Origin of the sequence: Oribacterium sp. oral taxon 078 str. F0263 (assembly GCF_000469565.1) — a bacterium.
Taxonomy (GTDB): Bacteria; Bacillota; Clostridia; order Lachnospirales; family Lachnospiraceae; genus Oribacterium.
Genome location: NZ_KI273122.1, coordinates 88,210 through 100,463 on the forward strand (window position 1 = coordinate 88,210; position 12,254 = coordinate 100,463).

11 protein-coding genes are annotated in these 12,254 nt (G+C 54.0%); 10 read left to right on the forward strand and 1 reads right to left on the reverse strand.

The genetic code is table 11. The features are described 5' to 3' along the window. The first annotated feature begins 85 nt into the window (after positions 1 to 85). The 6 genes from HMPREF1986_RS07715 to HMPREF1986_RS07740 all read left to right on the forward strand — a co-directional run bounded on the left by HMPREF1986_RS07715 (position 86) and on the right by HMPREF1986_RS07740 (position 7,477). Positions 86 to 1,468: an aminoacetone oxidase family FAD-binding enzyme gene (locus HMPREF1986_RS07715; RefSeq protein ID WP_051273900.1), complete on the forward strand. Its 1,383-nt coding sequence runs from the start codon at positions 86 to 88 to the stop codon at positions 1,466 to 1,468. Further along, on the forward strand, positions 1,452 to 3,152 hold the full coding sequence (locus HMPREF1986_RS07720; RefSeq protein ID WP_021774266.1) for an NAD(P)/FAD-dependent oxidoreductase: 1,701 nt from the start codon (positions 1,452 to 1,454) through the stop codon (positions 3,150 to 3,152). Before HMPREF1986_RS07715 ends, HMPREF1986_RS07720 begins: the two co-directional genes overlap by 17 nt. 98 nt (positions 3,153 to 3,250) lie before the next feature. Then, positions 3,251 to 4,309 carry an ABC transporter permease gene (locus HMPREF1986_RS07725; RefSeq protein WP_021774267.1) on the forward strand — a complete coding sequence of 353 codons (1,059 nt, stop codon included), beginning with the start codon at positions 3,251 to 3,253 and terminating at the stop codon, positions 4,307 to 4,309. After that, positions 4,306 to 5,058 carry an ABC transporter ATP-binding protein gene (locus HMPREF1986_RS07730; protein WP_021774268.1) on the forward strand — a complete coding sequence of 251 codons (753 nt, stop codon included), beginning with the start codon at positions 4,306 to 4,308 and terminating at the stop codon, positions 5,056 to 5,058. Before HMPREF1986_RS07725 ends, HMPREF1986_RS07730 begins: the two co-directional genes overlap by 4 nt. A gap of 89 nt (positions 5,059 to 5,147) precedes the next feature. Continuing rightward, a complete protein-coding gene (locus tag HMPREF1986_RS07735) occupies positions 5,148 to 6,311 on the forward strand; it encodes an ABC transporter substrate-binding protein (RefSeq protein ID WP_036599916.1) in 1,164 nt (387 codons plus the stop codon). A 314-nt stretch (positions 6,312 to 6,625) separates the two neighbouring features. Further along, positions 6,626 to 7,477: a DMT family transporter gene (locus tag HMPREF1986_RS07740; protein WP_021774270.1), complete on the forward strand. Its 852-nt coding sequence runs from the start codon at positions 6,626 to 6,628 to the stop codon at positions 7,475 to 7,477. A 238-nt stretch (positions 7,478 to 7,715) separates the two neighbouring features. On the opposite strand, the gene HMPREF1986_RS07745 is transcribed toward HMPREF1986_RS07740, so the two are convergent. Then, positions 7,716 to 8,069 carry a hypothetical protein gene (locus HMPREF1986_RS07745; RefSeq protein ID WP_021774271.1) on the reverse strand — a complete coding sequence of 118 codons (354 nt, stop codon included), beginning with the start codon at positions 8,067 to 8,069 and terminating at the stop codon, positions 7,716 to 7,718. Between the two features lie 372 nt (positions 8,070 to 8,441). Here HMPREF1986_RS07745 and HMPREF1986_RS07750 point away from each other — a divergent pair, with 372 nt between their 5' ends. From HMPREF1986_RS07750 to scfA, 4 genes are all read left to right on the forward strand, one after another. After that, on the forward strand, positions 8,442 to 9,731 hold the full coding sequence (locus tag HMPREF1986_RS07750) for an AAA family ATPase (protein ID WP_021774273.1): 1,290 nt from the start codon (positions 8,442 to 8,444) through the stop codon (positions 9,729 to 9,731). After that, the gene (locus HMPREF1986_RS07755) at positions 9,715 to 10,398 is read left to right on the forward strand and encodes an RloB family protein (protein ID WP_021774274.1); all 684 of its coding nucleotides are present in this window, start codon (positions 9,715 to 9,717) and stop codon (positions 10,396 to 10,398) included. Before HMPREF1986_RS07750 ends, HMPREF1986_RS07755 begins: the two co-directional genes overlap by 17 nt. Positions 10,399 to 10,536: 138 nt before the next feature. Further along, a complete protein-coding gene (fumC, locus tag HMPREF1986_RS07760) occupies positions 10,537 to 11,904 on the forward strand; it encodes a class II fumarate hydratase (RefSeq protein ID WP_021774276.1) in 1,368 nt (455 codons plus the stop codon). Positions 11,905 to 12,047: 143 nt separating this feature from the next. Next, positions 12,048 to 12,194, forward strand: a complete 147-nt coding sequence (gene scfA / locus HMPREF1986_RS07765) for a six-cysteine ranthipeptide SCIFF (protein ID WP_021774277.1) — start codon at positions 12,048 to 12,050, stop codon at positions 12,192 to 12,194. The last annotated feature ends 60 nt before the right edge of the window (positions 12,195 to 12,254 follow it).

Here is a 12,254-nt window from a genome sequence, read left to right on the forward strand (position 1 = left end):
CCCTTTTCATCGGAGGGAGAAGGCGGCTTTCTTTGCCCTGCCGCGTTCTTTCGGAGCTTTTCCTTTGGAGCCGGGGGAGGATTTTATGAGGAGAGTGATTGTCGCCGGGGGAGGCGCGGCCGGGATGGCCGCCGCCATAGCGAGTGCGCGCTGCGGGGCGGGTGTGCTTCTTTTGGAAAGAAACCAAAGGCTCGGAAAGAAGCTCTCTCAGACCGGAAACGGGCGCTGCAATTTTACCAACCGGGACTTTTCCTTTCGAGAGGGAATCTACCGCTCGGAGACAGCGGATTTTCCGGAGCGGGCCCTTCAGGGCTTCGGTCCGGAGGAGATGCTCTCTTTTATGAAAAGCGTGGGGATTTTCCCGAGGTTTCGCGGAAATTACGTCTATCCGGCCTCGGATCAAGCCTCATCGGTCTCGGAGCTCATGGAGGAGGAGCTCCGGCAGCTCGGCGTCAAAATATTGACGGGGCACAGGATAGAAAAGATCCAAAGGGACGAGGGAGGATCCTTTCTGCTTTTATCCTCCTCCGGGGAGGGAGAAAGAGAGGAGCAGCGCTGCGATGCGCTGATCCTCGCCCTTGGCTCAGCGGCGGCTCCGAGGACCGGCTCCGAGGGGGACGGATATCCGATCGCGGAGAGCTTTGGGCACAGCATCGTGCCGCCGGTTCCCGCCCTCTGTGCGCTTCGCTGCGAGGGAAGCTTTTACCGGGAACTCTCCGGTGTCCGCTGCGATGCCTCCCTTCGTCTCCTCATCTCCGGGAGGGAAAAGGGAAGGGAGAGAGGGGAGCTTCAGCTCACGGATTACGGGATCTCCGGCATCCCGGTCTTTCAGCTGAGCCGCTATGCATCCTATGGCATTTTGAGAGGAGAGGAGGTTTTTGCGGAGCTCGACTTCCTCCCCGCTGTCTCCGAAAACGCCCTCCTTTCGGAGCTCTTCCGGCTGAGACAGAGCTTCCCCGAAAGGAGCGCGTACAGTCTTCTCCTTGGGCTTATGAACGGAAAGCTCGCCGGGACGCTCCTCTTGGTCTCGGGAATCGGGAGGGGAAGAAGAGCCCGTGAGTTAAGCGGGAGGGAGCTTCATGCGCTTTCCTCCCGGATCAAGAGCTTCCGGAGCAGAGTCCTCTCTGCAAATCCATTTTCTCAGGCGCAGTGCGCGGCGGGAGGGGTAAGCTGCCGGGAGATCGAGCCTGAGAGCATGGAGAGCAGGATCTGCCCGGGGCTGTATTTTGCGGGAGAGCTTTTGGATGTGGACGGGATCTGCGGAGGCTATAATCTGCATTTTGCCTTTGCAAGCGGTCTTAAGGCGGGGAGAGCTGCGGCGGGGAAGCCCGCTTTACGGAGGGGGAAGGTCTCCCCGCGGGCGGGGAAGCCCGTTTTACGGGAGGGGAAGATTTCTCCCTGGGCGAGGAAGTCCTCCTCGCGGGGAAGGAAGAGAGAGAAGGGGAGGAGATATGATACGGATCAGTGAGCTCAGACTTCCGGTCCTCGCGGGAGAGGGGGAAATCCGAAGGAAGGCGGCCTCCCTCCTCCGCGTCCGGGAGGATAAGATCAGAGATTTCACGATTTTACGGCGTTCCATCGACGCGAGAAAGAGGGGGAAGGAGATCCGTTTCTCCTACACCGTTCTTCTTTCCCTAAAGGATGGAGGGGAGGAGAGGCTTTTAAAGCGGCTCGGAAATCCCAGGCTCTCGCTCTCGGAGCAGAAGAGCTACCGGATTCCGGCTCTTCCGGAGAGGATTTCCGGGAAGAGCCGGGAGGAGTATTTTTCAGAATATGGGAATCGGCCCCGAATCGTCGGATTCGGTCCGGCGGGGATGTTTGCGGGGCTCCTTCTTGCGAGGATGGGGGCTTGTCCTCTGATCTATGAGAGGGGAGGGCCCGTTGAAGAGAGGGAGAAGGCCGTGCTTTCGCTCTGGAAGGACGGGAGAGCGGATCTCTCCTCCAATCCCCAGTTCGGGGAGGGCGGGGCGGGGACATTTTCCGACGGAAAGCTGAATACGCTCGTGAAGGATCCGGACGGCCGCTCCCGCTTTGTGCTCTCCGAGTTCGTCCGCGCGGGTGCTCCGGAGGAGATTCTGATCGACGGAAAGCCTCACATTGGAACGGATCTCCTCCTTGCTATCGTGCGAAACATCCGGGAGGAGATCCTCTCTCTCGGAGGAGAGATCCGCTTCCACAGCCAATATCATTTCAGAGGGGAGGAGAGCTCTCCTTTGATTCTTGCGATCGGGCACAGCGCGAGGGACAGCTACAGGGAGCTTTTGGAGCTCGGCCTTTCGATGCGGCCGAAGGACTTCGCGATGGGCTTTCGCATTCAGCATCCCCAGGCCCTCATTGACCGCGCGCTCTACGGGGAGATCTCGGAGGAGATGCGGAAAGCTCTTGGGCCGGGCGCGTATAAACTGAGTTTTACGAATTCGTCCGGCCGCGCGCTCTACAGCTTTTGCATGTGTCCCGGAGGCTATGTCATCAATGCTTCCTCGGAGGAGGGGGGGCTTTGCGTGAACGGGATGAGCTGTCACAGCCGGGACAGCGGAACTGCGAACTCCGCGATCGTTATGGCGATTCGGAAGGAGGACTACGGGGACGGAAGGGATCCCATGTCCGGGATCTTACTCCAAAGGGAGCTGGAGGAGAGATGCTTTCGTCTATGCGGGGGAAGGATCCCGATGCAGCGCTACGGGGCCTTCCGGGATGCGGTATCGGAAGGGGAAAGAGAGAGAGATTTCCTTCCTGAAGGACTGGGGGATGGGGAGGGGGATCCGATGTCTCCGGCCTTCCGCGGCCTCTTTTCGGAGGCGGATCTCAGCACGATTTTCCGTTTCGGGGAGGATTCCCCGTATCGGAGCCTCAACTGCTTTAATACGCTTTTTATCGAGGGAATGGAGAGCTTTTCCCGCCGCATCCCCGGCTTCAACCGGGAGGATGCGGTCCTCTGCGCGCTGGAGAGCAGGACCTCCTCCCCGATCCGCATCCCCCGGGATGAAGACTTTCACTCTAATCTCCGCTTCCTCTATCCCTGCGGGGAGGGGGCCGGATATGCCGGAGGGATCATGAGTGCCGCGATGGACGGCATGAAGACAGCGGAGGCACTTTCTGCGGATTACTGCGCGGGGAGGATTCCCTGGAAAAGCTATCGTGAAATCCTATAAGAGAAGAATTTCATAAAAAGCCTTGATTTGTTTTTTGAGGGAGGGACAGATAGAATAGAGGAGGTTCCAGATGCTCGGTGAGAAGATGGGGAGTGGGAATGACTTCTATTCAAAGAAAAACCCAAAGAGAAACGGAGGATTCTGTACAGAGCGCGATCACACGGGAGGCGCTCCTTGAGATGGAGCAAAAGCCGAGAACCGGCATGCAGAAAACCTTCGATCTGCTCAAGGCCCTTTCTCCGATTCTTGCGGCTGTACTCGCGTTACTGGAATATCTGTATCTGCCGAATCACCCGGGCAATGAGGCGAGCTATACCTATGTATTTTTTCTGGGGATTTTGCTTTTCGGAAATCTCGTTTTTCTTCTCTTCTCCCTCCGCTCCAGGCTCTCCTATTATCGTTATCTCTACCACGCGCCCTTCCGCGCGCTGGTATTCTTTCTTCTCCTTTTCTACGATGTTCTGACTTTAAAGAGCGGGATTTTGCTTATGCCGTATTTTCCCTGGGCGGACCGCATCTTAAATGCCATGATTTCCGATCGGGGCTATCTCCTTCAGTGCACGCTGAGCTCTCTCTACCTCCTTTTCTGCGGCTATTTCTCGGGGCTTCTGGCCGGCCTCGTCAGCGGAATCGCCTGCGGATATAATCAGAGGATCAACTACTGGATCGAGCCCTTTATGAAGCTCCTCGGGGCGATCCCGAGCACCACATGGATCCCGATCGTCCTGGTGCTTTCGGCCTCTCTTTTCCGCGGCAGTGTCTTCATCATTGCGCTCGGCGTGTGGTTTTCCATCACACTCTCTACGATCACCGGTATCCGAAATATTGATAAATCCTATTATGAGGCGGCGCGAACCCTCGGGGCCTCCGGAGTGCAGCTGATAAGGAATGTCGCGATCCCATCGGCGGTCCCCAGCATATTCCAGGGAATGATACAGGCGATGAGCTCCGCCTGCACGGCTCTTCTTGTCGCGGAGATGATCGGTGTGGAGTCGGGTCTTGGCTGGTATATCACCTGGCAGAAAAGCTGGGCGGAATACGGCAAGATGTACGGGGCGATCATCCTGATCTGTCTGATCTTTGTCGGCGTCAACTTTATTCTGGGCTGCATCAGGAGCCGTGTGCTCCGCTGGCAGGAAGGAATGGTGAAGGCATGAGTCTTTTGCTGGAGGGGGTTTCCAAGAGCTTTGCGGGGAGCGGGGATGATGTCACAAATGCCCTCGATAAGATCGATCTTTGTGCGGAGGCGGGGGAGTTTCTGTGCATCGTAGGGCCGAGCGGCTGCGGAAAGTCCACGATCCTCCGCCTGATTGCTGGCCTGATCGAGCCTACAACGGGGACGCTCAGTCTGAACGGGAAGCCAATCCGCGGGACGGATCCGATGCGGGGGATGGCCTTTCAGAAGCCGACGCTCTTTCCCTGGATGACGGTGGAGAAGAATATCGCCTTTGGCCCGAGGATGCAGAAGAAGCGAAAGCCGGAGATGGTGGAGAAAATGCTCCGGATCACAAAGCTTGAGGCCTTCCGGAACGCGTATCCCCACCAGCTTTCAGGCGGTATGGCACAGCGGGCAGCGCTCGCGAGGACCATGGTCAACGAGCCGGAGATCTTCCTTCTCGATGAGCCGCTCGGCGCTCTGGATGCCTTTACAAGGATGAAGATGCAGGACGAGCTCCTCGAGATGTGGCGGGAGAAGAAAAATATGATGATGATGGTGACACATGATGTGGATGAGGCCATCTACATGGGAAGCCGCGTGATCGTGATGGCGCCGAGCCCCGGGAGAATCCTGAAGGATATCCCGATCGCTCTCCCCTATCCCAGAGACCGGCTGGCAGATACCTTTCTCCGGTATCGGGATGAGATCATGCGGCTTCTCGGAATCGGCAGCGAGAAAATATCGTGAGGGCGGATGAGCGGAAAGAGGAACTTTTGGTATGCGGCAGGGATGAAGTCCGGACGCCGCGCAGGAATCAGGGTTCAGGGAGGATTCAGATGAAAAAGAATTTTTTTGTCGTGCTGGCACTGGCGCTTTCTGCGTCGATGCTTTTAGCGGGATGCAGCACCCAGGTGGGAAAGACGACCGGATCGGAGAGCGGAGAAGGGACAAAGAAGGAGACGGAAGCGAAGAAGGAGGAAGACGGAAAGAGCTCCTCCGAAGCCGCAGAGGAGAAGGGGAGCCAAGCATCGGCGCTCTCTTCCGCAGAGATTGAGCATCATCCGCTTGAGCTCACAGCGGAGGAGGAAGAGGCTTGGAAGAAGGAGCCGGCCTACGGGAAGACGATCCGGATCGGCTATAACGGAGGCCTCTGCCTCGGCGCCTTCGGCATCGCACAGGAGGAGGGCTTCTATGAGGCGGAGGGGCTGAAGACGGAGATCACGAAGATGACGGTACAGTCGGATGCGATTGGGACCGGAAAGGTCGATGTCACGGGAGATCACATCGCCGCCCTCCTCGTCCCCGCGACAAAGGGCGTGAATATGGTCTTTACGAGGGGCTGCCACAGCGGCTGCAAATCCCTCTATGTACTGGGAAGCTCCGAGATTCAGTCTACAGCGGATCTGAAGGGAAAGACGATCGCGATCGCGGACGGGATCGGGGGCTCCGATCACAATATCAGTCTTCGCTTTCTGAGTAAGGACCATATTGATCCCTCCGAGGTGCAGTTCAAGGTCGTCTCTTATGACGCGGTTATCCTCGCTCTGCAAAACGGCGAGGTACAGGGGGCTACATTGAGCGATCAGTTTGCCCGGAAGTTTGTGGATGACGGAACGCTTCGCATGATCCGCTCCCTGACGACAGATGAGGACTTTAAGACGGAGCCCTGCTGCATCCATGCGGTAAACGGAGATTTCCTGAGGGAGAATCCGATCACGGTAAAGAAGCTGACCCATGCGCACGAGGAGGCGAGCAAGTGGATTCAGTCGCATAAGGAAGAGTTTGTGGATATCATGCTGAAGATGAACTGGGCCTCCGGGGAGCGGGACAAGGTCCTGGATTTTGCGGACAGCCTGGACTTCGATATCCCGGATGAGAACACGGAGAAGACGCTGGAAAGCATCATAGACGACTATAAGGGCTTCGGTCTGGTGGATAAGGACAGCGATACCAAGTCGGTCCTGAATAAGATTTGGGACCCGGTGCTGGAGCAGTCCTGATAAGAGCCCGGGACTATACGTTATAGGAGAAAAGGCTTCGAAGCCGCAGCATTGCCCGGACGGAAGAAGAAAAGAGAAAAAGAGAAAAAGGGAAAAGGAACAAAGGAGAGAAGAGCCGAGGTTTCCAAATAGGGAGGCCAAGGCTCTTTATGATTTCTGGAAAATGTGCTAGAGTCAGCTGTGCGGCGTTTCAAATACCAAATCACTGAATGCCGGATAGGATATGCGGGCAAAGTGACGGGGCTGTTCATGGACCGGCCAGGCAGGGCATGCCGCATTGAAGATGCGGTAGAGAAGAAGCGGGGCAAGATGAGATGACAGATCAAAAGAGAGGAATCCTTTTTATTGTGCTGGCTGCGGCGGGCTTTTCTCTGATGGCCGTTTTCGTGCGGCTTTCGGGGAAGCTTCCCGTGATGGAAAAGGCCTTTTTCCGAAATATCGTTGCGGCTTTGGCTGCGTGGATCATTTTAAGGCGCTCCGGGGAGCGCTTTCATCTGGAAAAGAGAGAATGGCTTCCGCTTTTCCTCCGTTCCCTCTTTGGGACGATCGGGCTCATCGCAAATTTCTGGGCGATTGACCGGCTGGGGATCGCGGATGCTGCGATGCTCAATAAGATGTCCCCCTTTTTTGCGATATTGATGTCTCTTTTTATCCTAAAGGAGACGCCGGGCAGGAGGGATATCCTCTGCCTCATCACAGCGCTTTTCGGGGCGGCGCTCGTGATTAAGCCGGGAGTCGGACTCGCGCAGCTTCCCGCCCTCGTCGGCCTCCTCGGGGGCCTTTTCGCGGGAACGGCCTATACCTATGTGAGAAAGCTCGGAAAAAACGGAGTGAAGGGACCGATCATCGTCTTGGCCTTCTCTGTGTTCTCCTGTGCGGCCTGTCTTCCTTTTTTAATCATGGATTTTCATCCGATGACGCTAAGACAGCTGCTCTTTTTGCTCCTCGCAGGGGCGGCGGCGACGCTGGGACAGCTCGGAATCACGGCGGCTTACCGCTTCGCCCCGGCAAAGGAGATCTCTGTCTTTGATTATTCGCAGGTGGTTTTCGCCGCGATATTCGGCTTTTTCCTCTTCGGGGAGCTGCCGGATGCCGTGAGCTTTCTCGGCTATTTCCTCATCATTGGAACCGCTCTGTATCGCTGGAGGGCAGCAAGGTCTGTATGAAGCGGAAGGAGCGGATGAGAGAGATAGAGAAAAGAATATCATCAAAGCTTTTTTAAAACAGCGGCCTGCCGTTTCCCGGGATCATCTCGGGATTCACATTAAAAAGAGAAGCAGGCGGGAGATTTACCCAGCCTGCTTCTCTTTTTCCGTGCGCCCAGCGGCGCATGTTTCTGAATGTTATCTTCCCGGTCCGGGCTCTGCTAAGCGGTGAGAAGACAGGGCCGAAGGAAAGACCGGACTATAGCTTGAGGAGAAGATCCTGATTCTCCAAAAGGACAGCTGCGGCCCGGCAGGCCTCGCAAATACAGATTTTCTCGCCCTTTGCCTTTGCCTCTTCCGCCTGCTTCCGGACTGCCTCCGCCGTATCTTTTCCGAAGGCTTTCTCTCCGTCCGGAGAGGACGCAAAGGCGATCAGACCATCGATGCTTGTGACATCCTCCTTCAGCTCCTTGATGAGGGCTTCTGCGGCTTTTTTCTCCTCTGCCGTGCCGATAGAGGCGAGGTAATCCTCTCCGGCCTTTTTGGCCTCAGGACAGACAGAACCCGCTGCGATGAGCTTTTTTACCTCTTCCAGGATTGCTTTTTTGTCCATATGCACTCTCCCTTCTGTCAATGAAAGATTTCCTGCACTGAAATTATTATATCCCTTTTTCCTGAATCCGCAATCCCGGACGGAGAGGCGCGGGAAAATTTCTGTTTTGCAGCTGTTTCTGATCTTACATAAGCGGGAAGCATCCCTCTTTTTCTTCTTGAATTATATCAGTTTCCCTGAGAAAAGGGTTTAAACAAGATCAAACGCTATGATGACCCGCCAGTTAATACCGCATTTCAAGAACATGGATATCTTCCGTGAAGATTTTTGAAGAAAATCAGAAAATACACTTCTAATTGCATAGAAAATGAAATTAAATGTTGTTTTTTAAAAGAATGTAAGTATAATGGTAAATATTAGGAGGCTGACGAAATGTTGGTACAGTTTAATTTTAAAAACTATAAGTCCTTCCGGGATGCTTCATCCCTGGACATGACAGCAACAAAAATCACGGAGCATCCATCGCATGTCGTGACGGCGGGAGGAGATAAGCTCCTTTCTGTCGCTGCGATTTATGGCGCAAATGCCAGCGGAAAGTCCAATATTTATGAAGCCTTCGCTTTTATGAAGGACTACGTTATCAATTCCTTCGGTTACGGCCGAGAGGGTGAGATTGACATTGCGGATAGAAATAAAACGGTTCCGTTTCTCTTTGACACAGACAGCAGGAATGCGGAAAGCGAATTTGAAGTTTTTTTCATGGATCCCACTGATGAGAAGGAGAGGACATATCAGTACGGCTTCTGTCTTTTGGGAACAGAAGTTATTGAGGAGTGGCTTTACAGTAAGGCAAAGTCATCCCGCAATGACTACAGGACCATCTTTTACCGGAAAAGAGGAGAGGATTTTATCTCCGATGGAATCCCTAAAAAGGCAGCTGAAAACTTGCTCATCTCGCTGGAGCCGGAGACACTGGCTGTTTCTCTTGGCGCAAAGCTGAAGATCAGCAAGCTCCAACTTGTCCGTGACTGGTTTATGAAACACGAGGTGATGGATTTCGGGAGCCCTGCTGAGAATTTCTTTCGCTCGGCACTGTTACCCAAGGGATTTGTAAGAGACAAGTCTGTTCAGGATAATGTGGCATGCTACCTGTCCGCCTTTGATGAATCTATCATCGGATTTGAAATAGAGGAAGTTCGGACGTTGGAAGAAAAGGTAGAAAAGGTCTACAGGATCAATGCCCTTCACAGGCTCGCAGGTAGTGACAAAGTGCAGAGTATTCCCCTGCAGAACGAATCGAGCGGAACACTCAAAATGTTTGCGTTATATCCGGCATTAAAATCCGTGTTTGAGCATGGCAGTCTGTTGGTTGTTGACGAGCTTAATGCAAGGCTTCATCCACTGCTTATAAGGAATATCATCCTTTCATTTTTGTCGCCGGATATTAACCCGAACCATGCACAGCTGCTCATGACGACACATGATATTTGGCAGTTCAGTAACGAATTCTTAAGGCGAGATGAGCTCTGGATGACCGACAAGACAAAAGAAGGTGTATCTACCCTTTATTCCGTGGCCGACTTCAAAGATGAGGATGGAAATAAGGCGAGGAGAAATGAAGCCCTCGCGAAAAGGTATCTGCTTGGAAACTATGGCGGTATCCCTGCCCTGAAACCGTTTAACATGCTGGGGAAGGGAGGCGCTGATGGCAAAAAAGAATGAGTTTTCCAAAGGCAGGGCAGGAAAAAAACATGACAGGAGTATGCGCTTTGCTTCAAGGACGCCTCTTCTCGCTTACTACCTGATTGTGACGGACACAAAGAAAACGGAGAAAAACTACTTTGATGGGCTGAAAGATAGTATTCCTGCCGAGATCAGAGACAGAATTGTCATCCATGTGGAAAAAGCAAAGACAACGTATAGCCTCATAGAAAAAACGCAGGAACTGTTAAGCAGCAGTGTCCAGCAAAGAATTCCGTGGATTGTTTTTGACAGGGATGAAGTTAAAAATTTTGATGAAATAATAGAAAGAGCTATCTGCAATGAAATCAATGTCGGATGGTCGAATCCGTGCTTTGAGATCTGGATGTTTGCGTATTTCGGAACGATGCCGAATATCATTGATTCTATTAGCTGCTGCAGGCGGTTTGAAGAACGGTTTGAGAAAGTCACAGGCCAGAAATACCAAAAGAGTGATAAGGATATTTTCAGAAAACTGGATCAGCATGGCAGTTTTAAAAAGGCATATCTTTTGGCGGAAAAGAATCTTAAGAAGGCAAAGGATCTACATGAAAAACCTTCTGAGTCAATTCCGGCATGCACGGTTCATCATCTCGTTAAAGAGATTAAGGATAGGGCTGCAGGCAATGAAAATCAGGTTAAAGAATAGTCCTGCGCGGTAAAATGAGATGCGGACTGCGGCATTGCCCCGTCCATTCTGAGTGGAAAGGAAATTTTGGTATGAAGTATGATTTTGGGATAAAGGGAAATTCCGATAAAATGTCTATGGAGAGAGGAGAACGCGAGGATGGGTGAGTACAGGATAGAGCATGATACGATGGGAGAGCTCAGGGTCCCGGCGGAGCGTCTCTGGGGGGCGCAGACAGAGCGCTCCCTCGAAAATTTTCGGATCGGGACAGAGGAAATTCCGCGGGAGCTGATCCGGGCGCTCGCGCTTTTAAAGTATGCGGCGGCAGAGGCGAATGAGAAGCTCGGAATGCTGGATCAGCCGAGAGCAAAATGCATTCGGGATGCGTGCAGGGACATTATCGACGGGAAGTACCCGAAGGAGTTTCCGCTTAAGGTCTGGCAGACGGGCTCCGGGACGCAGAGCAATATGAATATGAACGAGGTGATTTCGCATATTGCCATGAGGGCGGATCCGGGGATAAAGATGCATCCGAACGACCATGTCAACCGATCCCAGTCCTCCAATGATATCTTTCCGAGCGCCATGCATGTAGCGGCGCTTTTGGGGATCCGGGAGAGCCTTTTGCCCGCGGCGGATGGTCTGATCGAAAGCATGAAGCGGCTGGAGGAGGAAAATCGCGAGCTCATAAAGATCGGCCGCACGCATTTACAGGACGCTGTGCCGCTTCGCTTCCGTCAGGAGATCTCCGGCTGGAGAGGGATGCTGGAGGAGTCCCGGGAGCAGATCCTGGAGTCCTCGGAGCGACTTCGGAGGCTTGCCGTCGGTGGTACCGCAGTGGGAACCGGGCTGAACTGCCCGGAGGGCTTTGACAGGCTCTGCTGTGAGAGCCTTTCCGGACTCACGGGGGAAAGCTTCTCGCCGGAGCCGAACAAGTTTCATGCTCTTAGCGCAAAGGACAGCTATTCGTATCTCAGCGGCGCCCTGAGGACGCTGGCGGCGAATCTCATGAAGATCGCGAATGATGTGCGCTGGCTCTCCAGCGGGCCGCGCTGCGGACTTTGCGAGATCAGCATCCCGGAAAATGAGCCGGGGAGCTCCATCATGCCGGGGAAGGTCAATCCGACGCAGTGCGAGGCCATCACGATGATCGCGATTCAGGTGATGGGAAACGATGTGACGATCGGCATGGGAGCGAGCCAGGGAAACTTTGAGCTCAATGTCTTTATGCCGGTCCTGGCCTATAATATGATGCAGTCGATCCGTCTCCTAAGCGATGGGATGCGCTCCTTTGACAGGCACTGCGTGAGCGGCATCCGGGCAAAAAGAGAGAATATGGAAGAAAAGCTGCAGCGTTCTCTCATGCTCGTCACCTGCCTAAGCCCCCGGATCGGCTATGATAATGCCGCAAAATGTGCGCACAAGGCCCTGGAGGAGGGGACTAGTCTGAAGGAGGCGGTCACGGCGCTGGGCTTTCTCGACGCTTCGGAATATGAGGAGGCGGTCCGCCCGGAGAGGATGCTGTGAGATTTTGAGGGAGCGAAAGACGTCGGAGAGAATGCGGGCTTTGCGCTCCTTGACAAGCCTTCCGTATCCTGTGTAGAATAAAAAAGCGGGGTCATCCCGATTGCGCGCCGATTCGGCGCAGTTTTCAGAGAAAGAGGACGGCTATGAAGCATATCATCACCTTGAACACAAGAGACATGGAGAAGAGCATGGAGAACGGAGGCTGCGGCGAGTGCCAGACCTCCTGCCAGTCCGCCTGCAAGACAAGCTGCGGCATCGCGAACCAGCAGTGCGAGAAGGAAGGAAAGTAAGCTCCAATCGGCGCTTCGTTTTTGTCTCTCGGCCGGGGCGGGAATGTCCCGGCTTTCTCA